At 66.5% G+C, this 26,628-nt stretch carries 21 protein-coding genes; 11 read left to right on the forward strand and 10 right to left on the reverse strand.

What is annotated here, in order from left to right:
- The 4 genes from E4L96_RS19395 to rpsL all read right to left on the reverse strand — a co-directional run.
- The coding region (locus E4L96_RS19395; RefSeq protein WP_072788221.1) for a GTP-binding protein at positions 1–187 on the reverse strand (187 nt) is incomplete at its 3' end.
- 82 nt (positions 188–269) lie between these two features.
- Entirely contained in the window at positions 270–2,375 is a 2,106-nt protein-coding gene (gene fusA, locus E4L96_RS19400) for an elongation factor G (protein WP_135208863.1), read from the reverse strand.
- A gap of 115 nt (positions 2,376–2,490) precedes the next feature.
- On the reverse strand, positions 2,491–2,961 hold the full coding sequence (gene rpsG, locus E4L96_RS19405; RefSeq protein ID WP_135208864.1) for a 30S ribosomal protein S7: 471 nt from the start codon (positions 2,959–2,961) through the stop codon (positions 2,491–2,493).
- A 123-nt stretch (positions 2,962–3,084) separates the two neighbouring features.
- Complete coding sequence (rpsL, locus tag E4L96_RS19410; RefSeq protein ID WP_135208865.1) at positions 3,085–3,468, reverse strand: 30S ribosomal protein S12; 384 nt, start codon at positions 3,466–3,468, stop codon at positions 3,085–3,087.
- 339 nt (positions 3,469–3,807) lie between these two features.
- On the opposite strand from rpsL, the gene E4L96_RS19415 reads away from it, so the two are divergent.
- Both E4L96_RS19415 and E4L96_RS19420 read left to right on the forward strand, forming a co-directional pair.
- Entirely contained in the window at positions 3,808–5,781 is a 1,974-nt protein-coding gene (locus E4L96_RS19415; RefSeq protein WP_135208866.1) for a phosphoethanolamine transferase, read from the forward strand.
- Positions 5,782–5,799: 18 nt separating this feature from the next.
- Positions 5,800–6,948, forward strand: a complete 1,149-nt coding sequence (locus tag E4L96_RS19420) for an acetyltransferase domain-containing protein (protein WP_135208867.1) — start codon at positions 5,800–5,802, stop codon at positions 6,946–6,948.
- Here E4L96_RS19420 and E4L96_RS19425 read toward each other — a convergent pair.
- Complete coding sequence (locus tag E4L96_RS19425) at positions 6,915–7,400, reverse strand: DUF1643 domain-containing protein (RefSeq protein WP_135208868.1); 486 nt, start codon at positions 7,398–7,400, stop codon at positions 6,915–6,917. The two genes, E4L96_RS19420 and E4L96_RS19425, sit on opposite strands and share 34 nt — an antisense overlap.
- A gap of 119 nt (positions 7,401–7,519) precedes the next feature.
- On the opposite strand from E4L96_RS19425, the gene E4L96_RS19430 reads away from it, so the two are divergent.
- On the forward strand, positions 7,520–8,368 hold the full coding sequence (locus tag E4L96_RS19430) for a hypothetical protein (RefSeq protein ID WP_135208869.1): 849 nt from the start codon (positions 7,520–7,522) through the stop codon (positions 8,366–8,368).
- On the opposite strand, the gene E4L96_RS19435 is transcribed toward E4L96_RS19430, so the two are convergent.
- The gene (locus E4L96_RS19435) at positions 8,340–9,920 is read right to left on the reverse strand and encodes a MutS-related protein (protein WP_135208870.1); all 1,581 of its coding nucleotides are present in this window, start codon (positions 9,918–9,920) and stop codon (positions 8,340–8,342) included. The genes E4L96_RS19430 and E4L96_RS19435 overlap by 29 nt on opposite strands.
- 311 nt (positions 9,921–10,231) lie before the next feature.
- On the opposite strand from E4L96_RS19435, the gene E4L96_RS19440 reads away from it, so the two are divergent.
- The 8 genes from E4L96_RS19440 to E4L96_RS19475 all read left to right on the forward strand — a co-directional run bounded on the left by E4L96_RS19440 (position 10,232) and on the right by E4L96_RS19475 (position 21,007).
- Positions 10,232–11,500, forward strand: a complete 1,269-nt coding sequence (locus E4L96_RS19440; protein ID WP_135208871.1) for an efflux RND transporter periplasmic adaptor subunit — start codon at positions 10,232–10,234, stop codon at positions 11,498–11,500.
- A 26-nt stretch (positions 11,501–11,526) separates the two neighbouring features.
- Positions 11,527–12,219, forward strand: a complete 693-nt coding sequence (locus E4L96_RS19445) for an ABC transporter ATP-binding protein (protein ID WP_135208872.1) — start codon at positions 11,527–11,529, stop codon at positions 12,217–12,219.
- 17 nt (positions 12,220–12,236) lie between these two features.
- A complete protein-coding gene (locus tag E4L96_RS19450; RefSeq protein ID WP_135208873.1) occupies positions 12,237–13,550 on the forward strand; it encodes an ABC transporter permease in 1,314 nt (437 codons plus the stop codon).
- Positions 13,551–13,575: 25 nt separating this feature from the next.
- Positions 13,576–14,808 carry an ABC transporter permease gene (locus E4L96_RS19455; protein ID WP_135208874.1) on the forward strand — a complete coding sequence of 411 codons (1,233 nt, stop codon included), beginning with the start codon at positions 13,576–13,578 and terminating at the stop codon, positions 14,806–14,808.
- Between the two features lie 30 nt (positions 14,809–14,838).
- A complete protein-coding gene (locus E4L96_RS19460; RefSeq protein ID WP_135208875.1) occupies positions 14,839–16,170 on the forward strand; it encodes a sigma-54-dependent transcriptional regulator in 1,332 nt (443 codons plus the stop codon).
- A complete protein-coding gene (locus E4L96_RS19465; RefSeq protein ID WP_135208876.1) occupies positions 16,167–17,513 on the forward strand; it encodes a sensor histidine kinase in 1,347 nt (448 codons plus the stop codon). The genes E4L96_RS19460 and E4L96_RS19465 overlap by 4 nt, the downstream gene beginning before the upstream one ends.
- Before the next feature lie 25 nt (positions 17,514–17,538).
- Positions 17,539–18,303 carry a fused MFS/spermidine synthase gene (locus E4L96_RS19470; protein WP_135208877.1) on the forward strand — a complete coding sequence of 255 codons (765 nt, stop codon included), beginning with the start codon at positions 17,539–17,541 and terminating at the stop codon, positions 18,301–18,303.
- A 202-nt stretch (positions 18,304–18,505) separates the two neighbouring features.
- Positions 18,506–21,007 carry a TonB-dependent receptor plug domain-containing protein gene (locus tag E4L96_RS19475; protein ID WP_135208878.1) on the forward strand — a complete coding sequence of 834 codons (2,502 nt, stop codon included), beginning with the start codon at positions 18,506–18,508 and terminating at the stop codon, positions 21,005–21,007.
- An 18-nt stretch (positions 21,008–21,025) separates the two neighbouring features.
- Here the strand turns inward: E4L96_RS19475 and E4L96_RS24610 are convergent, their stop codons facing one another.
- The 4 genes from E4L96_RS24610 to E4L96_RS19495 are packed head-to-tail and all read right to left on the reverse strand — an operon-like array spanning position 21,026 to position 26,628.
- Complete coding sequence (locus tag E4L96_RS24610) at positions 21,026–22,714, reverse strand: hypothetical protein (RefSeq protein ID WP_135208879.1); 1,689 nt, start codon at positions 22,712–22,714, stop codon at positions 21,026–21,028.
- Positions 22,711–24,690: a DUF4175 family protein gene (locus tag E4L96_RS19485; protein ID WP_135208880.1), complete on the reverse strand. Its 1,980-nt coding sequence runs from the start codon at positions 24,688–24,690 to the stop codon at positions 22,711–22,713. The genes E4L96_RS24610 and E4L96_RS19485 overlap by 4 nt, the downstream gene beginning before the upstream one ends.
- Positions 24,671–25,756 carry a BatA domain-containing protein gene (locus E4L96_RS19490; protein WP_167758748.1) on the reverse strand — a complete coding sequence of 362 codons (1,086 nt, stop codon included), beginning with the start codon at positions 25,754–25,756 and terminating at the stop codon, positions 24,671–24,673. The genes E4L96_RS19485 and E4L96_RS19490 overlap by 20 nt, the downstream gene beginning before the upstream one ends.
- The gene (locus E4L96_RS19495; RefSeq protein WP_135208882.1) at positions 25,753–26,628 is read right to left on the reverse strand and encodes a DUF58 domain-containing protein; all 876 of its coding nucleotides are present in this window, start codon (positions 26,626–26,628) and stop codon (positions 25,753–25,755) included. Before E4L96_RS19495 ends, E4L96_RS19490 begins: the two co-directional genes overlap by 4 nt.

Raw genomic sequence — 26,628 nt, forward strand, 5'->3', positions numbered from 1 at the left:
TGGTGATGCCGCGTGCTTTTTCTTCCGGCGCCGCGTCGATCTGGTCGTAGGCCTTCGCTTCGCCGCCGAACTTCTTCGACAGGACGGTTGCGATTGCAGCGGTCAGGGTGGTCTTGCCGTGGTCGACGTGACCGATGGTGCCGACGTTGACGTGCGGTTTAGTCCGCTCGAACTTTTCTTTTGCCATTTCAATCTTCCTTAAAAGAGCGATTTACTTGAATGATTGCCTCCGGACCGGAAGACCCGGAGGCTAAGGATGTCAAACTGTATTACTTCGACTTCGCGGTCACGATCGCGTCGATGACGTGCTTCGGCGCTTCCGAATAGTGCTTGAATTCCATGGTGTAGGTCGCACGGCCCTGCGTTGCGGAACGCAGCGAGGTCGAGTAACCAAACATCTCGGACAGCGGCACTTCGGCCTTGATGATCTTGCCGCCGCCACCCGGGATTTCGTCCATGCCCTGCACCATACCGCGGCGGGACGACAGGTCGCCCATCACGGTACCGGCGTAGTCTTCCGGCGTTTCCACTTCCACGGCCATCATCGGCTCCAGGATGACCGGCGACGCGCGCTTGCAGCCTTCCTTGAATGCCATCGAACCGGCCATGCGGAACGCGTTTTCATTCGAGTCCACGTCGTGGTAGGAACCGAAGGTCAGGGTGACCTTCACGTCCACCACCGGGTAGCCCGCCAGGACACCGGTCGTCAGCGTCTCGCGCACACCCTTTTCCACTGCCGGGATGTACTCGCGCGGCACCACGCCGCCCTTGATCGCGTCGACGAACTCGAAGCCCTTGCCCGGCTCCTGCGGTTCCACGGTCAGGACTGCGTGGCCGTACTGGCCGCGGCCGCCCGACTGCTTGACGAACTTGCCTTCCACGTCGGTGACGGCCTTGCGGATGGTCTCGCGGTAGGCCACCTGCGGCTTGCCGACGGTCGCTTCCACGCCGAATTCACGCTTCATGCGGTCGACGATGATCTCCAGGTGCAGCTCGCCCATACCACCGATGATGGTCTGGCCCGACTCTTCGTCGGTGCGCACGCGGAACGACGGGTCTTCCTGTGCCAGGCGGTTCAGCGCCAGGCCCATTTTTTCCTGGTCGGCCTTGGTCTTCGGCTCGACGGCCTGCTGGATCACCGGCTCCGGGAACACCATCTTTTCCAGGATGATCGGAGCGGCCGGGTCGCACAGGGTTTCACCGGTGGTCGCTTCTTTCAGGCCCACGGCAGCGGCGATGTCGCCGGCGCGGACTTCCTTGATCTCTTCACGCTGGTTGGCGTGCATCTGCAGGATACGGCCGACGCGTTCTTTCTTGCCCTTGATCGGGTTGAACACGGTGTCGCCCGAGTTGATGACGCCCGAATACACGCGGAAGAAGATCAGCTGGCCCACGAACGGGTCGGTCATGATCTTGAAGGCCAGCGCGGCAAACTTCTCGTCGTCCGACGCACGGCGGGTGACCGGCTGGTCGTCCTCGTCGGTACCAGCGACCGGCGGAATGTCGACCGGCGACGGCAGGTACTCGATGACCGCGTCCAGCATGGCCTGCACGCCCTTGTTCTTGAACGCGGTGCCGCACATCATCGGCACGATTTCGCCGTTGATGGTACGGGTGCGCAGCGCCTTCTTGATCTCTTCTTCGGACAGTTCGCCCTCTTCGAGATACTTGTTCATCAGGTCTTCGGTCGCTTCAGCAGCGGTCTCGACCAGCTTCTCGCGCCATTCTTCGGCTTGCGCCTGCAGTTCGGCCGGGATGTCGCGGTAGTCGAACTTCATGCCCTGGGACGCGTCGTCCCAGTAGATCGCGCGCATCTTGACCAGGTCAACCACGCCCTGGAAGTTGTCTTCCGCGCCGATCGGGATCTGCAGCGGGATCGGGTTGGCCTTCAGGCGCGCGCGCATCTGCTCGTACACCTTGAAGAAGTTGGCGCCGGTACGGTCCATCTTGTTGACGAAGGCGAGACGCGGCACCTTGTACTTGTTCGCCTGGCGCCACACGGTTTCCGACTGCGGCTGCACGCCACCCACGGCGCAGTAGACCATGCAGGCGCCGTCCAGCACGCGCATGGAACGCTCCACCTCGATGGTGAAGTCCACGTGGCCCGGGGTATCGATGATGTTGAAGCGGTGCGGCTCGAAGTTGTTCGCCATGCCCTTCCAGAAGCAGGTGGTCGCGGCGGAGGTGATCGTGATGCCACGCTCCTGCTCCTGCTCCATCCAGTCCATGGTGGCGGCGCCATCGTGCACTTCACCGATCTTGTGGTTCACACCGGTGTAGTACAGGATACGCTCGGTGGTGGTCGTTTTACCGGCGTCGATGTGAGCGGAAATACCGATGTTACGGTAGCGCTCAATGGGGGTAGTGCGTGCCATAAAAATATCCTAAATCTTTGAATGGACAAAACCGAGCACCACTGCGTTACGCAAAATGTGCTCGGCCTGAACGTCATTCCGGCCACCCACGCGGATAGCCGGGTACTGCTGTGCTTTAGAAGCGGAAGTGCGAGAACGCGCGGTTCGCTTCTGCCATGCGGTGGACTTCGTCGCGGCGCTTCATCGCGCCACCACGCATTTCCGCAGCTTCCATCAGCTCACCGGCGAGGCGCAGCGGCATGGACTTTTCGCTCCGCTTGTTTGCGGCTTCGCGCAACCAACGCATGGAGAGAGCCATCCGGCGCACCGGGCGAACTTCCACCGGCACCTGGTAGTTGGCGCCACCGACGCGGCGGGATTTCACCTCGACCATCGGCTTGCAGTTGTTCAGGGCGGCGGTGAACACTTCCAGCGGGTCCTTGCCCGACTTGGTCTTGATCACATCGAACGCACCGTAGATGATGGATTCCGCGGTCGACTTTTTACCGTCGAGCATCAGAACGTTGACGAACTTGGCGACATCGGTATTGCCGAATTTCGGATCCGGCAGAATCTCGCGCTTGGGGACTTCACGACGACGTGGCATTTCAATTCCTTCCTTGTCTTCAGTTGAGTGCCTCTTTGCTGGCACCCGCGTGGGCCCTCATGGCCTCACACTTACTCGGCCTTGCGGCCGCCTCAACTCAATCTTAAAAAGCTAAAAGCGAAATTACTTCTTCGCCTGCTTAGCGCGCTTCGCACCGTACTTGGAGCGAGCCTGCTTACGGTCTTTCACGCCCTGGGTATCCAGCGCGCCGCGGACCATGTGGTAACGCACACCCGGCAAGTCCTTCACACGGCCGCCGCGGATCAGCACGACCGAGTGTTCCTGCAGGTTGTGGCCTTCACCGCCGATGTACGAAATGACTTCGAAACCGTTGGTCAGGCGCACTTTGGCGACTTTACGAAGTGCCGAGTTCGGCTTCTTCGGAGTGGTGGTGTACACGCGGGTGCACACGCCACGCTTTTGCGGGCAGTTTTCAAGTGCCGGCGACTTGCTCTTCACGATCGCAGCCACGCGGGGCTTGCGGATCAGCTGATTGATGGTTGGCATCTTTATTTCCAACTAAGTGCTGCTACATTGACATCCCGGACCCATCTACCTATGGGTTCAGGGGCTAAAACCTTGTCCCGACCACTGTACTTCAGAGACGCCGACAGCCACTCAACGCAGATGAGCGGCCAAAGATGCGTAAACGATGTGCAGAATAAAATCGAGAACTCGCGAGTATAGACCGGTGACTGACGCAGGTCAACCGCTTTCGCTCTCAGGCGTTGGGGTGAAAGTGACGACGCGCTGCAACGGTTCCTCTAAGGAAATGCTGTATCTGCGCGGAAAATAGGCACATAATAGACCCTTTGCGCCGCCCGGGCGCCCCTGTTCCCGCTTCACATGCGACACCTGCTGCGCCCCGCAAATCTCTATTTATTAGTCACCTACGTGCTGATTTCGGCCGTGCCGTTTGCCGGCAACCTGTTCGGCAAGCCGGTCGAGCACCCGTACCAGGTGCTGGGCATCGAGGTGATCGGCTGGATCGCGGCCTGGGCCGTGTTCAAGCGCCCGGCCTGGTTCCACATCCTGCTGCTGCCCGCCTTCCTGGCGCTGCCGACCGAACTGTACCTGTTCAAGTTCTACGGCCAGGGCATCTCCACTCACCACCTGGGCATCATCGCCGAGACCAGCCCTAAGGAGGCCATGGAATTCATGGGCTCCAAGGTGTGGCTGCTGGCGGGGGTGCTGCTGGCGGTGATCCTATGGTTTGGCACGACCTTCCGCGTGGCGCTCAAAACGCGCGACCTGGACTGGGCCGATATGTCGCGCTGGGTGGCGCTGGCGGTGCTCGCCGTGGGTGCGGGCGTGCTGGGCTGGGGCTACGAATTCGGCATCCAAGCCAAGGACGTGGAGCCGGTGGTGGCGTCGGCCTCCATCGTCACCGATTCGCCGGTGTCGCACTCGCTGCCGTCCAATATTCACCTGACCAAGGCGGCCGGCAAGCGGCCGGTGCCGCCCAAGGCGTCCCCGATTCCGTCCGCCAGCAGCGTGGTGAGCGCGGCCAGTGAAGAGGACGACGAGGAAGAAGAGACCAATCCGGACGACGAAGCCGTCGACGGCGTGCACAAGACGGGCCTCAAGTGGCGCGAGCTGCCGCACTGGGCCAAGCTGCCCTTCCACTTCGACGAGTTTGCCCAGACCTGGCCGTTCGGCCTGATGGCGCGCGGCGTGGACTTCTATAACGAGCGCAAGTACCTGGCGGAGCTGAACCAGCGCAGCGCCAGCTTCAAGTTCGGCGCGCACCAGGCCACCCAGGACGCCAAGCCGGAAGTGGTGGTGCTGGTGATCGGCGAATCGTCGCGCTACGACCGCTGGAGCCTGAACGGCTACGAGCGTGAGACCAACCCGCTGCTCAAGCAGCAGGAGAACCTGGTGGTGCTGCCCGATGTGGTGACCTCGGTCTCGGCCACGCGCCTGTCGGTCCCGGTCATCATCTCGCGCAAGCCCGCGATGCAAAGCCTGAAGGACGGCTTCACCGAAAAGTCCTTCCTCACCGCCTACAAGGAAGCCGGGTTCAAGACCTTCTGGCTGTCCAACCAGATTTCGTTCGGCCAGTTCGACACGCCGGTGTCGGTGTTCGCCAAGGAGGCGGACGTGATCCAGTTCCTGAACCTGGGCGGCTTCACCAATGCGTCCAGTTTCGACTCGGTGCTGTTCGACCCGCTCAAGATCGCGCTCAACGACCCCGCGCCGAAAAAGCTGATCGTGCTGCACTCGCTGGGCAGCCACTGGAACTACAGCCAGCGCTACCCGGCCGAATTCGACAAATGGAAGCCCTCGCTGTACGGCGTGGACAAGCCGGTCTACACGGACCTCAAGATCAAGCCGCAGCTGAACAACAGCTACGACAACGCGATCCTGTACACGGACTGGTTCCTGTCCAACGTGATCGACACGCTCAAGCACGCCAACGAACTGAGCTCGCTGGTGTACGTGTCCGACCACGGGCAGACCCTGTACGACAACAGCTGCAACCTCGCCTTCCACGGCCACAACACGCAGTACGAATTCCACGTGCCCGCCTTCGTCTGGTACTCGGAGCAGTTCAAGGAGCGCTATCCGGGCAAGGTCGAGCAGCTGGTCATGCACCGTAAGTCCAGGCTCGCGACCGAGAACATGTTCCACACCCTGCTGGACATGGGCGACATCCGCTACCCCACCGAGCGCCTCGACTGGAGCTTCGTGAACCCGCAGTTCAAGCCGCACAAGCGCTATGTCGACAGCTACGGCTGGACCAATTACGATAACGCCAGCTTCAAAGGCGACTGCCGCGAAGTGATCGACAAGGGCAAGCCACTCAAGCAGGACAAATAATCCGCACGGAGGCGCAGCATGGACGGAGGCAAACGGATCGTTTCAATCGACATGCTGCGCGGGCTGGTGGTGGCGCTGATGGCGCTGGACCATGTGCGGGACTTCTACGGCTTCGCGCCCTTCATCGCGGAAGACCTGGCGGCCACCACGCCGGGCTGGTTCTGGACCCGCTGGATCACCCACCTGTGCGCGCCGGTGTTTGTCTTCCTGGCCGGGAGCTCCGCTTTCCTGCGCGGGCAGAAGACCGGGCTGCCGGATCTCTCGCGCTACCTCGTCACCCGCGGCCTGCTGCTGATCGCGCTGGAGGTCACGTGGATCAGCTTCTCGTGGCAGCTCAATTACCAGTTCACCATCCTGCAGGTGCTGTGGGCCCTCGGCGCGGGCATGATCGTGCTCGCGGCCCTGGCGTGGCTGCCCCGCTGGGCCATCGCGCTGGTCGCGGCGGCGCTGATCCTGCCGCATAACCTGCTGGATCAGGTGCACGTCGCCTCGCCGCTGTGGTTCGCCTGGCACGAGCAGAACTTCCAGCCGGTCGCCGGTGGCTACGGCGTGATGTTCATGTACCCGCTGATGCCCTGGCTCGGCCTGATCGCCGCGGGCTACGCTTTCGGACCCGTGTTCCAGCTTGCGCCCGAGCGCCGCCAGCGCATCCTGTGGGGCACGGGCCTGGTGCTGCTGGCCGCCTTCGTGATCCTGCGCCTGCCCAATGTGTACGGCGACCCGGACCCATGGACGTCGCCCGGCCGCGGAACGATGTTCGACCTGATGGCCTTCATGAAGGTGCAGAAGTATCCGCCCTCGCTGCTCTACCTGTGCGCCACCGGCGGCATCGGTCTCCTGCTGCTGGCCGCCTTCGAGCGGGTGCGCAGCTTCGAGCCACTGCTCACCTTCGGCCGCCACCCGCTGTTCTTCTACGTGATCCACATCGCGCTGATCCACGCGAGTTCGCGCGTGTATGCGCAGCTGCGCTACGGCGACCTGCCCAACTTCTTCCAGGCCGTGCCGCACATGCCGAACGGCTCCGAGCCTTCGCTCACCGTGGTGTACGTGGCCTGGGCAGTGGTCTTGCTGGTGATGTTCGCGCTGTGCCGCGCGTGGGCACAATGGCTGTTGAAGCGGCGCCCGGCTAGCCCTCAGCCGCGCCAGTCCACCAGCGGCGTGTCGTAGCCGAGCATCAACGGGTGCAGCGGATCGCCCGACTGCGCCAGCCCGAACACCCGCACCGGCTTGCCGGAAGCGAGCAGCCGGTCGCGCAGCGCATCGAGCCGCGCATGCAGGCGCACCGGCAGCTTGGCGCGGCTGCCCCAGCACGGCACCAGCACGTCGGCGTGCGCGATGATGGCGCGCAGGTGGCGGTCGTTGTACGGTCCCACCGGATCGTCCGCGCGGCCCAGTTCCGCCACGTCGGTCGCGCGGAACGCGAACGCATTCCCCACGATGAAGCGCCGCCCGTCGTTGCGCTGCGTGAAGCCGATCCACTTGCGTACCGTGTGGTCATCCTCGGTCGCCGTCGCGGTCGAGCCGTTGATGCCGAAATAGGCAAACACCAGCCCATGCGCCTGCACCTCGCGCTCCAGGCGATACCGGTACATCCCGCATCTGCTGATCACTGCCGTCATGGGCGCCGATTCTACCGTGCGGCTGCACGCGCGGCATATGCATGGCGCGACAATTTCACGACACCCCGCGCACATACACAGGTGCTACGGTTCTTCTTTTGCCCATGGAGACCCGCCGCATGATCCGCCCCGCCCTCGCCGCCCTTTGCCTCTGCCTCGGCACCGCCGCCTTCGCACACGCGGCCCAGCCGGAACTCGACATCAAGCTGGAGCCCTACCGCAAATCGATCGCAGTGCATGCCACGGTGGCGGGCCAGCCGGGCTTCTTTGGCTTCGACAGTGCGGGCGGCATCAGCCTGGTGTCGCCGCAGCTGGCGCAGAAGGCGGGGCTGCAGCCGTGGGGGATGCTGAGCGGGTATTCAATGACGCGCAACCGCTTCGACATTCCGCAGCTGGAGGGCCTGCCGGTGACCCTCGGTGGCCGGAGCTGGACGCCGCGCGGACTGGGCGTCATGGACGTGGCCCCGCTCTACGCCAAGGACAACACCCTGCCCATCGACGGCAACCTCGCGCTCGACCTCTTCGAGGGCAAGGTGGTGACCCTGGACGTGCCGCACATGCACCTGTACGTGGAGTCGCCCGACAGCCTGCGCGAGCGCGTCGCCGGTGCCATCGAAGTGCCGATGCGCGTGGCGCGCGAGTGGCAGGGGCGGACCCTGAGCGTGTCACTGGGCGTGAAATCGCCCAAGGGCCTGGTGTGGTTCGAGCTCGATTCCGGCAATGGCGGCGTGGTGCTGGTGTCCAAGCCCTTCGCGTCCCTCTTCAACCTCGATCCGGCCAAGGAAGGCCCGCAGAAGGTGCGCCTGGAGCTGGCCCCCGGCTACACGCTGGAGTCGGAGATGGGCATGACGCCCGATATGATCATCGACGGAAACGTCGGCATGATCCTGCTGCGCCAGGCCGTGGTGACGCTGGACCTGGCCAACAGCCGCGCGTGGATCAAGCCGGTGCCGCCGGCGCAGCCGTAAGCGGCGTTGACGCGAGCGGCTGGGCCGGCGGCGCCAGCACCCGCTCCGCCTCCGCGGGATCGGCCAGGTAGCGCGCCAGCCAGCCCTGCACGCGCTGGGCATTGGCCAGCACTGCGCCGCCCAGGCCCGCCGCGCCGAGCAGCGGCACACCGTTGGTCTCAGTAAGCACGCCGGGGCGCAGCTCCACGGTGTCGCGGCCACGTTCCACGCACACCGCATCGAGCCGGTGCCGCATCAGCGCGGCCAGGATCACGTTGTGGGACGAGACCAGCACCGGCCCCCGCGCTGCCAGCTCGTTGAGCACCGCGGCGGCGGACGACACCGAGTCCAGGTGGTTCGTCCCGCGGAAAATCTCGTCGATCAGGTACAGCCCCGCCGGCGCGGCCAGCAGCTCGCGGGCGCGCCGCAGTTCGGCCACGTACAGGCTTTCGCCATCGAGCAGGGAATCGTCGTTGCGCAGGCTCGCATACACCGGCAGCGCAGGCACGCGCGCGGCGTCCGCGTGGCAGAAGCCCAGGCCCCGCGCCAGTGCGACGTTCAGCCCCACGGTGCGCAGCAGGGTGCTCTTGCCCTCCCCGTTGCGGCCCGAGATGAACATGCCCTTGCCGTGCAGCGCCAGCGACACCGGCAGCCCCGCCGCCAGCAGCGGGTGGCGCACTGCGTCGAGTTGCAGCTCCCCCTCTTGCGCCGCGCAGGTACGTTCGCCTTCGATGTACAGCGCCAGCGCCAGCACCGCCTCGGCACGCGCACAGCGGTTGTAGGCGGCCCGCAGCACGGCGCGGTTGTCATGCACGCGCCGGCGCCAGCGCAGGTAGTGCTTCACCTTCGCCAGCAGCACCCACTCGCGGTAGTCCTTGGTCATTGGTGCCAGGTCCAGCACCCCGGGCGACAGGGCGCGGTTGAGCGCTGCGGCCTCCTTGTCGCCATCGAGCCGGACCTTCGCCCGCAACAGCATGGCGAGCGCGTGGCCGCGGCGGCGCGCCAGTTCGATGGTGCTGTGCTGCGCTACGTTGAACCACATCAGGGCGACCAGCGCCACGAACACGCCCAGCCAGGCCACCGGAAACCACGGTGCGGACGCCAGCGACACCAGCAGCAGCCAGGGCGGCACCGGCACCCACCGCGCCCACGGCAGCACGGGGGGCGGCCCGTCCTCCGCGATGCGCTCGTAGACTTCGATATCGGCGCTGCGCAGGCAGGACAGTGCGGCCCGCTGCCGTTCACGCTCCGTGGGGTCCCCGTTCAGCGCCCGCGCATCCGCATACAGGCCGCGCTCGCGACCGTCCTGCCGGCGCAGCGCGCGGTACAGCCACTGGCGGCCGAACAGGCTGGTGCGCGCGCCGGGAGCGATCCGCTCCAGGCAGTCCGGCAGCATCAGGTCCTGCCAGGTCTGCTCGTCCACCTGCGCGCCACCGGCCAGTGTGGCGCGGTGCAAGGCGGCGATGTCGCTGGGAGCGAACGGGTAGTCCGAAGGGGCATGGTCCGGCACATCGAGCAGGCCGCGCACGGCCTTGGCCGCGCGGGTGGACAGGAACGACAGGGGATGGGGCATCGCAGGTCGGCCGCGGCCGTTATTGAAATGCTCACCAGTTTGCGGCACTGATGAGTTTTTCAAGCCCGCCCCGGAAGTTGCGAGTACAGGGCTTCGCACCTGGCGCAACCGGCTCCGGAGCGGCGACCGTCACACCGTCGACGCTTGCCGCCCTAGTCACGGTCGCGCTGGCTGGCGCCGCTGTCCGCCCGGGTGTCCGTACGGTGGGGCGCGGACGGCGCGGACACGTATGCATGGCTTATGAATCAATGAGTTAGCTCATGGCACGCTTCCTGCATTGCAGGGACTCGTCATTTGCACAGAGCCTAACCATGATTCGCGATACCTCAGCCCAGGATGCCGTCATCGCCGCGCATCCGGCCCACCAGTACAAGAAGAAGGCCGCCTGGATCGGCGGCGCCGCCATCGCCATCGTCGCCGCCGCCACCCTGTTCGGGACCTGGCGCAGCAGCGAGGGCTCGGTCAGCGCCGCCCGCATCCGCATCGCGGAAGTCGGGCGCGGCACGCTGGTGCGCGACGCCCAGGTGAACGGCCGCATCGTCGCCGCCGTCTCGCCCACCATGTTTTCCACGGCCGCCGGCCCCGTCACCCTCAAGGTGCAGGCCGGCGACACGGTCCAGAAAGGTGACGTACTGGCGATCGTGGAATCGCCAGACCTTACCGATGCCTTGAAGCGCGAACAATCGACCTACGACCAGCTGGTGGCCGAAGTCGCGCGTCAGGAAATCCTCGCCCGCAAGCAGAAGCTGCTGGCCCAGCGCGAGGCGGACGTCGCTGAAATCGAGCGGCTGTCCGCCCAGCGCACGCTGGAGCGCTACCAGGGCGTGGCCAACGAGGGCATCATCGCCAAGATCGATTTCCAGAAAGCCAAGGACGCGCTCAATTCCGCCGAGATCAAGGCCAAGCATGCCGCCTCCGCCGCCGCCCTGGAAAAAGACGACGTGGCCCTCGAACTGAAGTCCAAGATCAACCAGCTGGAACGCCAGAAGCTCAGCCTCGCCAACGCCCAGCGCCGCGTCGACGAGCTGACCGTGCGCGCTCCGGTGAATGGCCTGATCGGCACACTGAATGTGCAGAACCGCAGCGTGGTGCAGGCCAACGGCCCGCTGATGACGCTGATCGACCTGTCCCGTCTCGAAGTGGAACTGGAAGTGCCGGAGACCTACGTGTCTGACCTGGGAATCGGCATGAACGTGGAAGTGAATTTCAACGGTACCACCGCCATGGCCAAGCTCTCGGCCCTGTCGCCGGAAGTGGTCAAGAACCAGGTGCTGGCGCGCGCCCGCTTCGAAGGCCAGCAGCCGCCGGGCCTGCGCCAGAGCCAGCGCGTAACTGCCCGCCTGCTGATCGAAGAGAAGCCGAACGTGCTGATGGTCGCCCGCGGCCCGTTCGTCGAAAGCGAAGGTGGACGCTACGCCTACGTGGTACACGACGGCGTGGCCGTGCGCACCCCGGTGAAGATCGGCGCCACCTCCATCTCCGCCGTCGAAATCCTGTCCGGCGCCAAGCAGGGCGACAAGATCGTCATCGCCGGTACCGACGCCTTCGAGAACGCCCAGCGGGTCTCGATCAACAAATAACTCGTACGAAACCGAAAGGACTCACCATGCTGCGCATGAAAAACCTCTCCAAGGTCTACCGCACCCACATGATCGAGACGCACGCGCTGCGCGGTTTCGAGATCACCGTCAACCAGGGTGAATTCGTCACCGTGACCGGGCCTTCGGGCTCGGGCAAGACCAGCTTCCTCAACATCGCCGGTCTGCTGGAAGACTTCACCGACGGCGAATACGTCCTCGATGGCGTCAACGTGAAAGGCCTGGACGACAATGCCCGTTCGCGCCTGCGCAACGAGAAGCTGGGCTTCATCTTCCAGGGCTTCAACCTGATCCCCGACCTGAACCTGTTCGACAACGTCGACGTCCCGCTGCGCTACCGCGGCTTCAATGCGGCCGAGCGCAAGGAGCGCATCGAGGATGCGCTGGCGAAAGTGGGCCTGGCCTCGCGCATGAAGCACTACCCGGCCGAACTCTCCGGCGGCCAGCAGCAGCGCGTGGCGATCGCGCGCGCGCTGGCCGGCTCGCCCAAGCTGCTGCTGGCGGACGAACCGACCGGTAACCTGGACACCCAGATGGCGCGCGGCGTGATGGAACTGCTGGAAGAGATCAACGCCGAAGGCACCACCATCCTGATGGTCACCCACGACCCGGAACTGGCCACCCGCACCCAGCGCAACGTCCACATCATCGACGGCCAAGTGTCCGACCTGGTGCGCAAGACGCCCACGCTGGTGGCGTAAGCAAGGAGCCCGCGAACATGTTCGGCTATTACTTCAAGCTCGGCGTGCGCAGCCTGCGCCGCAACCCCGCCCTCACGGCGTTGATGGTGCTGACGCTGGCCGTCGGCGTGGCCGCCTCGGTGGCGACCCTCACCATCCTGCACGTGATGTCGGGCGACCCCATTCCGTCCAAGAGCGACCGCCTGTTCGTGCCGCTGGTGGACAACAATCAGCCCAAGGGCTACACCCCGGGGGACAAGCTCAATGACGACCAGTCCAGCTACAAGGACGCCATCGCCATCCTCAACGCCAGGGTGGGCGTGCGCCGCGTGATCATGTACGGCTTCGGCCCATCCGTGGAGCCGCCGCGCGCGGAGCTGGGCGCCTTCAACGTGAGCGGCATCGCGCCGACTGCCGACTTCTTTGCCATGTTCGAAGTGCCGTTCCTGTATGGCCAGGGCTGGGGCGAAGCCGAGGACAAGGCCGGCGCCGACGTGGTGGTGCTGGGCCGCGAATTGGCCGAGAAGGTCTTCGGGAACACCAATCCAGTGGGCCAGACCCTGCGCCTGATGGGCTTCCCGTACAAGGTGATCGGCGTGATCGACTACTGGAATCCGCTGCCGCACTACCACCACATCATCGGAGGCCCCGGCAGCTTCGGCAAACCGGACGACCTGTTCATCCCCTTCAACTCCGCCATCCGCCACGAGACTTCGCACTCGGGCAGCATGAGCTGCGACGGCAACCGCGACCCGGGCTTCCAGGGCTTGCTCAATTCCGAGTGCACCTGGATCCAGCCATGGATCGAAACGCGTAGCGCGTCCGAGCGCGTGGACGTGCACGCCTGGCTGGACAACTATGCCAATGAGCAGCGCAAGCTGGGCCGCCTGCAGCGCAAGGCCCCCAACTATGTGTGGAACGTGATGGAATGGCTGGAATACCGCAAGGTCGTCGGCAACGACAGCAAGCTGCAGGCCTGGCTGGCGTTCGGGTTCCTGATCCTCTGCCTGGTCAACACCATCGGCCTGCTGCTGGCCAAGTTCTCGGTGCGCGCCTCCGAAGTGGGCGTGCGCCGCGCGCTGGGCGCCTCGCGCCGCGAGATTTTCAACCAGTTCCTGATCGAGACCGCGGTGGTCGGCCTGGCCGGCGGCGTTCTCGGGCTGCTGCTGGCCTTCGGCGCGCTGGCGCTGATTGCGATGCAGTCCAACGCCATGTCGGTGGTGGCGCACATGGACTGGGCGATGCTGGCCACTACTTTCATCATGTCAGTCGCCGCCGCCATTCTCGCCGGCCTGCTGCCGACCTGGCGCGCCTGCCAGGTCACGCCGGCCCTGCAACTGAAGTCGCAGTAAGACTGAGACGCACAAGGATCACATCATGGAAATCCGTCCCATCCTCTCGGCGCTGTTCCGCAACAAGACTGGCGCCATCCTGATCGCTCTGCAGGTGGCCATCAGCATGGCGATCCTCGCCAATGCCCTGCACATCGTGAATGTGCGCCAGGCGGTGGCCGCGCGCCCCAGCGGCATCGCCAACGAAACCGATGTCTTCTACATCCAGGTTCAGAACCTGACCAGCGGCGGCTTCGAGCAGCGCCTGGCCACGCAGCACCGGGAAGAAGCGACGCTGCGCGCCGTGAGCGGCGTGACCCAGGTCGCGCAGGTCAACCAGATGCCGATGACCCGCAACGGCAGCTACAGCGGTCTTGCAGTCGACCGCAAGCAGGCCAAGGTCACCACCAGCGCGGCCTCGTTCTCCACCGGCGGCAACATGATCAAGACGCTCGGTCTCAACCTGGTGGCCGGCCGTGACTTCCGCTCCGAGGAGTACCTGGAGCTGGACCCCGACAAGGACACCGAAGGCTCGAAGATCGCGCTCATCACCCAGCCACTGGCCGAGAAGCTGTTCCCCGGCCAGAAAGCGGTGGGCAAGCACTTTTACTTCGGCACGGGCGACAACGCGACCGAGGTCGAGGTGATCGGCGTGGTGGAGCGCCTGCAGCGCCCGGGCGCCGAAGTGAAGGACGCTGGCGAGTACTCGACCATCCAGCCCGAGCGCGTCCCGTTCGACAATGGCGCCAATTATGCCGTGCGCGTGGAGCCGGGGCAGACCGACCGCGTGATCAAGGAAGCCGAAGCCGCGCTGCGCAAGGCGGCGCCCAACCCGGTCATCACCCGCGTCAAGTCGGTGCCGCAGATCCGCAACGAGCGCTATCGCGCCGACATGGCGATGGCGTGGATGCTCGTCACCGTCTCCGTGCTCCTGCTGCTGATTACGGCCTCCGGCATTGTCGGCATGGCCAGCCTGTGGGTCACGCAGCGGCGCAAGCAAATCGGCGTGCGCCGCGCGCTGGGAGCGCGCAAAATCGACATCCTGCGCTACTTCCTGACCGAGAACTTCATGATCACCAGCCTGGGGATCGTGGCCGGGGTGCTGGGTGCGATCGGCCTGAACGCCTTCCTGGTGTCCAAGCTGGAGCTGGCGCGCCTGCCGCTGATGTATCTGGTGGGCGGCGCGGGCATCTTCTGGCTGCTCGGCTTCTTCGCCGCCTATGGCCCGGCGTGGCGCGCGGCCAGCATCTCGCCGGCCATGGCCACGCGCACGGCCTGAGGCCTCGGCCCGGATGATATGCTAGCGCTCATGCCGACCGTATTGATCATCGACGACAACGCCGCCGTGGGCGTGGCGCTGGAGGTGCTGTTCTCCCTCCACGATATCGCCGCCCTGTGCGCGGCGTCGCCGGAGGAAGGCCTGGCGCTGCTGGAGCGGCACCCGGTGGACCTGGTCATCCAGGACATGAACTTCACCGCTGACACCACCTCCGGTGCGGAAGGCGTGGCGCTGTTCCGCGAGATTCGCCAGCGCCACCCGGACCTGCCTGTGATCCTGCTCACGGCGTGGACGCATCTCGACGCGGCGGTCGACCTGGTCAAGGCCGGTGCCGCCGACTACCTCGCCAAGCCGTGGGACGACCAGCGCCTGCTGGCCACCGTCACCAACCTGATCGAACTGGGGCAGGCCAACCGCGCGCTGGGCCGCCGCCTGCAGCGCGAGCGCCGCGAAAAGCGCGAGCTCGAAACCAAGTACGACCTGTGCGGCATGGTGTGGGAAGACCCGGCCACCGAGCGGGTGCTGAACCTGGCGTGCCAGGTTGCGCGCGCCGAGGTGCCGGTGCTGATCACGGGGCCGAACGGCAGCGGCAAGGAACGCATCGCGGAGATCATCAAGGCCAATTCCGCCGTGGCCACAGGGCCCTTTGTGGTCCTGAACTGCGGCGCCCTGCCCGGTGAACTGATTGAGGCTGAGCTGTTCGGCGCCGAGGCCGGAGCCTACACCGGCGCCTCCCGAGCCCGCGAAGGCAAATTCGAAGCTGCGGACGGCGGCACCCTCTTCCTCGACGAAATCGGCAACCTGCCGCTGGCGGGGCAGATGAAGCTCCTGCGGGTGCTGGAGACCGGGCGTTTCGAACGCCTGGGCTCCAACCGCGAACGCCAGGTGCGGGTGCGCGTCATTAGCGCCACCAACGCCGACCTGCCGGCCATGATCCGCGCGGGCACCTTCCGCGAAGACCTGTTCTACCGCCTCAACGTGATTGAACTGCGCCTGCCACCGCTGGCCGCGCGCCCGGCCGACATCCTGCCGCTGGCACGCAGCTTCCTCCACCGCGACAAGACATTGGACGAAGCGGCCGAAGCGGCGCTGCTGGCCCACGCCTGGCCGGGCAACGTGCGGGAGTTGAAGAACGTGATGCAGCGTGCCACGCTGCTGGCCACCGGGACGAGCATCCGCGCCGACGACCTGGGCCTGCCGCTGGTGCCGATCGCCGCGGCCGAGAATGAGCCGGACCGCGACACCATCGCCGCCGCCCTGGCCCGCTGCGGGGGCGTGGTGGCGCAGGCGGCGTCGGAACTGGGGCTGTCGCGCCAGGCCCTGTACCGCCGCATGGAGCGGCTCGGGATCGCCCGTCCATGATGCAGCGGCAGCCCGGCCGCGGCTTCCGTCTCTCCCTCGTCACCCGCTGCGCCGCGCTGGTCGGCACTTTGCTGGCGCTCGGCGTGCTGATCGCGATGGCGCTGGACCGGCTGCTGCCAGACCGGCCGGTGCTGGTGTTCATCGTTTGCCTCGCATGCGTGGTGCCGATCTCCATCATCACCATCCGCTCGCAGATCCAGCCCATCCTGTCGCTGTTCCGCGCCCTGCAGGGCACCGTCACCAGCTACAAGGACGGGGACTTTTCCTTCAGCCTGCACTGGCCCCAGAACGACGAGCTGGCGGACCTGGTGGCGGCCCACAATGAACTCGGGGGCGTGTTGCGCAACCAGCGCCTGGAGCTGGTGCAGCGCGAGCTGCTGCTCGACACCATGGTGCAGAACACGCCGGTCGCCATGCTGCTGGTGACCGAGGGCGGGCCGATCGTGTATGCGAACATCGCGGCGCGCCAGCTGCTCAACCACGGGCGCAAGCTCGAAGGCAACCAGCTGTCCACAGTGCTCGAACATGCCTCTCCCGCGCTGCGCGAAGCGGTGGGCCGGGGCGGCGATGGCCTGTTCACGGTGCCGGGGCAGGATGCGGATGGCGAAGAGGTCTACCATCTCGCGCGGCGCAGCTTCTCGCTCAATGGCCGCAAGCACGAGCTGCTGCTGCTGCGGCTTTTGACGCTGGAGCTGCGGCGGCAGGAGGTGCAGACGTGGAAGAAGGTGATCCGCGTGATCTCGCACGAGCTGAATAACTCGCTGGCGCCTTTGACCTCGCTGGCGCATTCGGGCGCCGAGCTGGTGCGGCGCGGGCAACCGGAGCGCCTGCCGCAGATCCTCGCCACCATCACCGAGCGCACGCGCCACCTGGAGAGTTTCATCCTCGGCTATGCGCGCTTTGCCAAGCTGCCCACCCCGCGCGTGGAGCCGCACGCGTGGCCGGACTTCGTGGCGCGGCTGGCCGATGAAGTCCCGTTCCGCCTTGCCGCCGAGCTGCCGCCGGAGCCGGGACATTTCGACGCCGCTCAACTGGAGCAGGCGCTCATCAACCTCCTCAAGAATGCGCACGAATCGGGTTCGGCCGCGGATGAAGTGGAGCTCTCGATCCGCCAGCAGCAAGGCATGGTGCGCATCGAAGTCTCGGACCGCGGCCAGGGCATGAACGACGCGGTGCTCACGAATGCCCTGGTTCCCTTCTACTCCACCAAGCGCACCGGCACAGGCCTCGGCCTCGCCCTCGCCCGCGAAATCGCCGAAGCGCACGGCGGCCGCATCACCCTCAACAACCGCGACGGCGGCGGCCTGACGGTCACCCTCATCCTCCCGGCCTCACCCGCGTAGCGCCGGGCGCTATACTGGCGCGATCATGTCGCAGCCAGATCCCCGCTTTTCCGCACCGGGCCACCCGCCCGCTACCATCACCGAATTCGAAGGCGTCCGCTTCCTCCACCTGGGCACCAGCTGGGTGCAGGGCGCGATGCGGCTGTCGCGGCCCGACGCGATTGAACTTGAATACGTGCAGATGATGATGATGTGGATGCTCTTCATCGAGCGCCCGCGCCGCATCGTGCAGCTGGGCCTCGGCAGCGCGGCGCTCACCAAGTTTTGCTACCAGCGCTTCCCGGAGGCGCGCGTCGCGGTCGCGGAGCTGAACCCCAACGTGATCGCCATCGACCGCGCCCTGTTCGGCCTCCCGCCCAACGACGAGCGCCTAGACGTGCGCGAGATGGACGCGCTGGACTTCGTCAACGACAAAGCGAATCACGGCACCGTGGACGTGCTGCAGGTGGACCTGTACGACGAGGAAGCGCGCGGCCCCGTGCTGGACACGCCCGAGTTCTACCAGGCCTGCGCTGACTGCCTGAGCGAAGGCGGCATCATGACCGCCAACGTATTCGGCGACTTCGATAACTACGACAAGAACCTGCAAGCGATGGAGCAGGCCTTCGACGCCGTGGTCTGGCTGCCCGAAGTCCACGACGCCAACATCGTGGTCGTCGCCTTCAAACGCGCGCCGCAGGTGGACTTCGCGGCCCTGTACCAGCGCGCCGGCGACATCCGCCGCGAGTACAACCTCCCCGCCAAGAACTGGGTCAACGGCCTGAAAAACTGGATGCGGGACCACGCCTGACCGGCGCGGCCGAACGTGTCAGCATACCTGCTTTTCGCGTGGCCGAGAATGCAAGCTTATCGAACTGGCACGTAATAACAACACTCGCCAACAGTCCCGTTGTCCAGACCAATCGTGCTCGTTAGACTCGCCGCACACTGGGTGGCGACGTCCGGCGTGGCCATACCAGTGGCACCGATAATAACTCGCACGAGGACTGATAATGACACGGACCAAACGATCCAATGCACGGCCTATCGTACGCTTCACTCCAACCCTACTCGCTACCTCCCTCCTGCTGGCATTCCACTCCGCCAGCGCCCAGCAGGCTCCCACCGACAACGCCATCGCCAAGGCTTCCGAAGAGCCGGCGCCGCCCGCGGTCGTGGTGCTGGGCTCCCGCTCCACCGCCCGCACCGCGCTCGATTCTGCCGCCCCGGTGGGCCTGATCGGCCAGAAGGACATGCAGATGGCCGGCCCATTGGAACTGGGGAAGCTGCTGCAAACGCTGGACCCATCCTTCAACTTCTCGAGCACCTTTATCTCGGACGGCACGGACATCATCCGCCCGGCCACCCTGCGTTCGCTCGGCCCGGACCAGATCCTGGTGCTGGTCAACGGCAAGCGCCGCCATCAGCAGGCGCTGGTCAATGTGCAGCAGACCATTGGCCGCGGTTCGGCCGGTACCGACATCAACGCGATCCCGATGGGCGCCGTGCAGCGCATCGAAGTGCTGCGCGACGGCGCCGCCGCCCAATACGGCTCGGACGCCATCGCAGGCGTCATCAACATCGTGCTGAAGCAGCAGACCGCGGACTACCAGCTCTCGGCCACTGCAGGTGGCACCTCGGAAGGCGGCGGCGAACTGTATTCGGCCAGCGCCAACAAGGGCTGGGCCATCGGTGACGGCGGCTACGTCAACTTCACGCTCGAAGGCCGCCACCGCGGCGAAACCAACCGCGCCGGGGTGGACACCCTGCGCGTCGATCCCCCGCGCGTGACCCAGCGCATCGGCGACAGCGAAGCACGCGACAAGTACTTCTGGTGGAACGCCTCGCTCCCCACTTCCAAGGACAGCGAGTTCTATGTGTTCGGCGGCGTCTCGCACCGCAGCGGCGACTCCGCGGGCTTCTTCCGCCCCTCGGGCGATGGCCGCAACGTGCCGGCCGTGTACCCCAACGGCTTCCTCCCGAATATCATCACCACCGTCAAGGACCAGTCGCTGGCTGCCGGCTGGCGCACCGACCTGGGTGACGAGTGGAAGCTGGACTTGAGCCTGAACCACGGCCGCAGCGAGCTCGATTTCCACGAGCGGAACACCATCAACGTCAGCTACTGGTACGAACCGAAACCGGGCGGCGGCATCTACGCCGACTCGCCGCTGGAAGCCGATACCGGCAAGCTGAAATTCCGCCAGACGACCTTCAACGCCGACCTGCGCGGCCCGCTCAACCTGGGCGGCACCCGCGTGAGCTTCGCGACCGGCTTCGAATGGCGCCGCGACGGCTACGCCATTGACGCGGGCGACCCGGTCTCCTACCAGTACGGCCGCACCAACAATCCGGCCGTGGTGATCAAGGACCAGACGGGTGGGGCCGCAGCTTCCGGCACGCAGGGCTTCCCCGGCTACACGCCCGGCACCGCGGTGGACGACAGCCGCCACAACACGGCCTTCTACATCGACCTGGAACACAACCTGACGCCGCAGCTGCTGGCCGGTGCGGCCATCCGCCACGAGCGCTATTCGGACTTCGGCAGCACCACCACCGGAAAGCTCTCGCTGCGCTTTGACCCGAGCCGTGAGTTCGGCGTGCGCGGCACGCTGTCGACTGGCTTCCGCGCTCCGAGCGTGCAGCAGAAGTTCTACAGCTCCGTCTCGACCAACCTGAATGCGGCCGGCGTACTGACCGAGACCTTGACCGCGCGCGAAGGCAGCGCGGTCACCAAGGCTTTCGGCATCCCGAACCTGAAGGAAGAGAAGTCGAAGAGCGCCAGCATCGGCATGATCCTGCGCCCGATGCCGAACTTCTCGCTGACGGCCGACCTGTGGCGCATCGACATCGATGACCGCATCGTGTTCTCGTCCAACATCGCACCCGAAAGCGGCGCCTGCGCCACCGCGGCGGCCTGCCCGATCAAGTCCATCCTCGATCCGCTGAAGGTCGGCCAGGCGCAGTTCTTCACCAATGCGATCGACACCCGCACCAATGGCCTGGACATCGTGGCGGAGCACACCACGCGCATGCAGGGGTCCACGCTGGTGCTCTCGGGTCAACTGGGCTTCAACCGCACCACCGTCAAGGACCGCCATTCGCTGTCGCCGGTGCTGACCGGGGCGCAGCTGTTCGACGACGCGCAAGTGACGCTGATCGAACGCGGCCAGCCGCGCCAGCATCACGTGCTCGCGGTGGACTACACCGCCGGCGCCTGGAACGGCAACGTGCGCGCCAACTACTACGGCGAAGTGCAGGGCCAGGGCTTTACCGCGCCGTTCATCCAGACTTGGGAAGCCAAGTGGCTGGTGGACGCGGCAATCCGCTATGCGTTCACGCCGCGTCTCAGCCTGACCGCCGGCGCCAATAACCTCTTCAACACCTTCCCGACCAAGTGGGATCCGGTGAAGGCGGCGCCGTTCCCGCAGCTGGGCTTTACCTATTGCTGGGAGACCTGCCCGTTTGGCATCAACGGCCGCTCGTACTACGCGCGGCTGGATATGAGCCTATGAAGGTGTAGTGCGTTTGGCTTAGCGGCGCTCGCGCCACCACAGGGTGAGCGCCGCGGCCAGGAAGATCAGGGCGAAGGGCCAGACCGGGAACGGCTGGCTCTTTTCTTTTGCAGCGCCGCCTGGGGTGCGGAGGGCGGCGTAGGCTTGGGCGTCGTGGCGCTGGGCGGCTTGCCAGCGCGGCCAGTCCTTGGTGTCGTAGACATAGTAGCGGGCGGATGCCTTTTGGTCTGCCGTTTCCACGGTCAGCCAGCCGGGTTGGCGTGGCCAGATGGCGATGCAGGAGGCATCGGGATATTCGCCACGCTTTTGCCAGGTACGCGTTTGCTGGAGCTGGGGGATGACGGCGCTGCCGGTGACGCCGGTGGCGCAGATTTCCATGCGCAGGTTGGGCAGCGGGAGGGTGCGCGGAGGCAGCCAGGTGATGGGCTGTTCGCGGTGCACGCCGCTGGCGTCGATGACGGACTGCCACCAGTCGCGCAGTGCGCGCGGTTCTGTGACGGCGTAGCGGTGCCAGTCGGCGGCGCCAAGCCAGGCGATGCGGCCTGCTTTCCACTGTCGGGTGGCGACGCCCGTGCTGGCGTTGGCGTTGGCGTTGGCGTTGGCGTTGGCGTTGGCGTTGGCGTTGGCGCTGGTGCCGGTGCCGGTGCCGGTGCCGGTGCCGGTGCTGTTCATGGTGCCAGCACCATCGCGGGTGACGTGGGCGGCCCAGTTGCCGTCGCCGCGCGGAATGAGGGCCGGTGCCGTCAGCACCAGCCGTTCGCCGACCGTGCCGCTGCCCGGCACGAGGGACAGGCCGACCTCACGCTTCCAGAAGGCGGTATCGCGCGCAGTGGCACCAAGGATCAGGAGCGGGCGTCCGGCGGCGGTGGCGTCGAGGATGCGGGCGCGCTCGATGGCGGGGGCTTTCTCCAGCCATGCCGCATCGGCCACCAGAAGTTCAGGGGCAGCGATCGGCTCACGCGGCGTTTCGGTGCGCGTGACGGTCTTGCCGAGCGTCGTCTGCCAATCGAGCACCGCGCCCGATTGCGTCAGCAGATCGCTGAGCGCGCGGATATCGAAAGACGGTGAGCTGAAGCGGCCCGCCACATGCAGGACCGCGGCGTCATGCACGGTGACCGGCACCGGGCCGGATTCGATCACCTTGCCCTGCGCATCCAGCAGCCGCGCCGTGAGCAGCAAAGGCTCGGCCAGCGGGGGCACCCACTCCACCGCGAGCTCGCGGGTCGCTCCCTTGGCTTCCGCCAGCACCCGCCCATTCTCCGCCAACAGCTGCAGCGCCGCGGGCCCCGCATCGGCGCGAACGACGCGCAACCGGAACGGCCGCCCGACAGGCGTCTCGCTCGCAAACTCGACCCGCACTGCATCCTGCAGCGCCGGCAGCGCGCCCTCGTCGCGGTGATCGGCGCCGCGGGTCCTCGCCCCGCGCCCTCCCTTGCTCGCTCCCTCGCCGCGTTGACCGCCGTCAGTGGCCCCCGCCTCGCCCCTCCCCTTGCCGGCGCCTCCGCCGAAGTGATCGGCGCCTCTGGTCCACGCCACTCCGCCAACCATGCTGGCGCCCTCGCCCGACGGCACGGTACTGCCGAAGCCGAGCATCGCCAGCGCGCAGCCCGCGATCAGGACCAGCGCGGCATCAGGCCAGCGCCGCTTGCGCGCATACAGCAGCGCACTCGCCACGGCTGCCACCACGATGCACACAGCCGCGATCATTTCTGCTCTCCCCGCAGTTTGCGTGCGAACCCGCTGTCGTGCTGCATCGGCGCCTGCAAGTTCAGGGGAGCCTCACCCAACGCGCCGCGCAGCCACGCCCGCAGCACTGGACGGCACTGCACGCAGCCGTCGGCGACGTCCTGCACGGCGCGCTGCGCGGCGAGGCGCTGCTCGTCGTCGGCCACGCGCTCGCGCAAAAAGTCCAGAGCCTCGCGCGTCCACAGCGCAGGCAGCGGCTGGTCATTGCCCAATGCCGTCAGCAGCGCACGCACGGATGGTGCGGCGGCTTCCGGCGCCGCGTCCTGTTCCCGTTTGTAGGGCTTGACGCCCACCACATCGCCGCTCATGCGGATCTCTTCCTTGATGGGCGGTGGCGCATACGCCGTCTTGTGCAGGTAGATCCGGTCCGCCTGCTGCAACTGCTTGATGGCGTCCAGCGCCGTGTACTCCGGCGGCAGAGCCGTGCGCGGCGCGATCGCCCGCAAGGCTTTCTCCGCGTCCCACATCGCCGACAGCGCTCGCCGCAGGACCTTCTTCGTTGCGTCGTCGAACAAGGTCGCGTTCTCCGCCTGATCGTGCGCGTGGCCGTATTCGGCGAGGACGTCAACCTGCCCGTCCTTGCCCTTGTGCTCCGGCTCATCGTGCTCGGCGCCACCAAACAGCGACGATTCCTCGCCCAGGAACTGGCCGTAGCGCCGTCGCAGGAGCGCCTGGTCGCTGGCGATGGCCTCGCTCCTGGCACGAACTGTATCCGGCGCCATGCGCGGGTTCTGCTTCATGTCCGCGATCAGCTGCTCGGTGTCGATGATGATCTGCCGCTGGCTGCGCAGACTCTCCGGTTTCACCAGCACCGGTACGGCGCTGGTGTCTTCCGATTCGGCGACCGGGCCCGGCAAGCGCAAGGTGTAAGTGGGCGATTGCACCTGGTGCGCCGGCTCGGCGTTGTCAGATGCGCGGATGAAGAAGTACAACTCATCGCCGGGCTCCATGCCCAGCTCCTTGAGCGTCCAGCGGCGCTGCAGCTTGCGGGTGCGCAGGTCGGCGTCCGCATCGATCGGTACTTCGCGGTCGCTGAAGCGGATGTTTTCGCCGCTGCCGCGCGCCAGGGTGAGGTGCAGCGTGGCCTTGGCGACCTTGTAGTCGTCGGTGACGTCCGCGTTGAGTGCGACGGAAGTCGTCGACTCGGAGAGGATGGTCAGCATGTCCTTGGGTGTGGTGAGCGTAATGCGCGGCGGCTCGTCCGGGGTCACGCGGAGGGTGTAGCGAGTGCCGTACCAGCGCCAAAAAATGGACTCGGTGGCGGTCCATTCCACGCACGGCGAGGCCTTCAGCGACTGGCCGTTGGACAGCTCGATTGCACGGGCTCGCGTGTCCTTGCTTGCGCCGCCTTCGACGCACCAGCTCACCCGGCTGCCAGCCGGCACCTGGATGTCACGAGGAGCGCTGTCGAATGGCTTGACCCCGGTGTAGGCAGGCGGAGTGACGTGCAGCGAGACGCGCAGCGCACCCGCATGCGGCGCGAGGGCTTGCGGTACTGCCACCTGAGAGCGCCCTTGCGGAAGATGGTGGCCGAACCACCACAGCGCGGCCAGGACCATGCTGATGGCGCCCAGCGGGAGTGCGCGCCCGTTGTAGCGCGCGGCGATGCGGGTGAGCGCGGCGCGGTCCAGCAGCGTGCTGGCGCGTTCGATGAGGCGAGCCTGCTGGAGGCGGGCGAGCGGCGTTGCGGCGTCGGCTAGGAGGCGGCTGCTGTCTTCGAGCTCGGGGACGCAGTCGTCCAGCCACGCTGGCCAGCAGTTGTCTACGCGGCGCACAAGGCGATAAGCGTCGGCCAGGACGAAGGCGAGTGCCAGCAGTGCGGCCAGCGGCACGCCCAGGATGAGCCACGGCAGCACGGCGAGCAGCCATGCGGGCGCGCGCCGCAGCAGCACGGCGCGGCGCAGGCGGGAGACAATGTCAGGAACGGCGGCTGACATGAGCGAGGATCCGTTCCGCCGCAAACAGCGCGGCCAATATCATCAGCAGCAGCGGGCGCAGGTCGCCCTGCCTTGTTGTATCCACTGGCGCGCGCGGGTCCGCGTCCAGGCGCACCGGCGGCGCCGTGTATGGCTGCACGCCAAAGTGCAACCGCTCCGCAGCCTCCACCAGCCCTGCGGCTTTAGCCGGATCGGTGGCCGCATCCTGCGCGAGCAGCCATGCCCGCCCGCCCGGCAGGTCCGCTACCGCAGCCAGTGCGCCCTGCCCTTGCCCCGCGCCTTGGACCCGGGCTGATTCGCCTGGCGGGCGCGCGGGCGCCGACTCTGAGCCGGCAGCATGGGCCGCGCGCCACACGACGGTGCTGACGGTCTTGTGGGCGCTGGGGGTGAACCACCACAGAGACGCCTTCATGCTGGTGGGCGGTGGCGCGGCGCGGTCCCAGACGATCAGGTCAGGCGCGGCCGCTGCGGCGCCATCGGGCGTGTACTGCACGGAGCCGTCGGTAGCGGCGGTGAAGAAGCGCTGCCAGGCGGCGGGGGCGTCTGACTCGATGAGGACTCTGCGCACAATGCGTGCGGCTGGCGCTGCGCGCGTCATCAGCAGCACCTCGTGCCGGAAGCGTGGCCGCTGCTCTGGCATCGCCACATCGCCCGCGATCAGCACGCGCGCGCCGCGAGTCCACTCGCGCTCATGCTGGGCAAACCATTCCAGCGCCTGCCCGTCCGGCACGGCAATCCGCTGCGCATCCGCGAACGGCCCGGCGTGCAACTGTCCCTGCAGCCACTTCCCGTCCGTTCCAGGCACCACCAGTACTGCATCCTTGCGCCACGGGAGCGTGATATCGGCCAGCCACGCAATCAGTACCACCAGCAGCAGGCAGCGCACGAGCAGCAGCAGCCAGTCCTGCCAGCGCCACACGCGCCGCACCTGCGGCTGCGCGCCGGGCAAAAACTGCGCGGTCGCCAGCGGTACCGCATCCGTGCGCGCCCGCTTCTGCCGGTGCAGCCAGATCGGCACCAGCACAAGCGGCAGCAGCCACCACCACAAGCTCGCCAATTCGATCATCGATGGCGCTCCGCCAGCCGCAGCCAGGCCCGCAGCACCTGCCCCACCGGCTCCTCGATGGTGCCCATCAAGTAAGGCACATCCGCCTTCTTCCATGCCGCCGCCACGCCATCGAAGTGCGACGACCGCCGCTGCGCGTACTCCGCTGAATCGAAGCGCACCATGCGCGCCGCCTCCGGGTCGACATAACTCTCGCGCGGATCGAACGAAGCGTCGGCCTCCGCTCGGGTCTGCAGCGCCAGCACGCGCACATCGTGCCGCATCGCCCGCAGACGTGTCAGTGCTTCGGCCAGCGGCGACGGCCAGTCCAGGAAATCGCTGACCGCAAACACGAGGCTCGGGCTGGCAGCAAACCGCAGCGCCTTGCGCAGCGCCTCGGCCGACGGCAGATCCCCGGACGCCTCGCAGCGTGTCAGCTGCGCCAGCACACGCTGGAGCTGCCGCGGGCCGCGCGCCGCCGGAATCAGGGTGACCTTGCCGCCGCTGAGGACCGCAAGCCCGAACGCATCGCCTTGCCGCTGCGCGACCGCCGCCACGCACGCCAGCATGATCCTTGCGAACCACAATTTGTCGACGCCCGCCATCGACCGGCTAGGCTCCGCCATCGACGCCGTCGCGTCCAGCACCAGCCACACGGCCACATGGCTGTCCCGCTCCGCTTCCCGCACGTAGTAACGGTCCGCGCGCGCCAGCAGCTTCCAGTCCACGCGCCGCCATTCGTCGCCCGGCGCGTAGGCGCGGTACTCCGAGAACTCCACGCCTGCCCCGCGCTCGCGCCCCGCATGGATGCCATGCCCCAGCCCCGCCAGTACATGGCGAATGACGAGGTCCAGCCCGGCCGTGTGCCCGGTCAGCGTGGCGTTGGAAATCAT

It is taken from the genome of Zemynaea arenosa, assembly GCF_004614185.1.
GTDB lineage: Bacteria > Pseudomonadota > Gammaproteobacteria > Burkholderiales > Burkholderiaceae_D > Telluria > Telluria arenosa.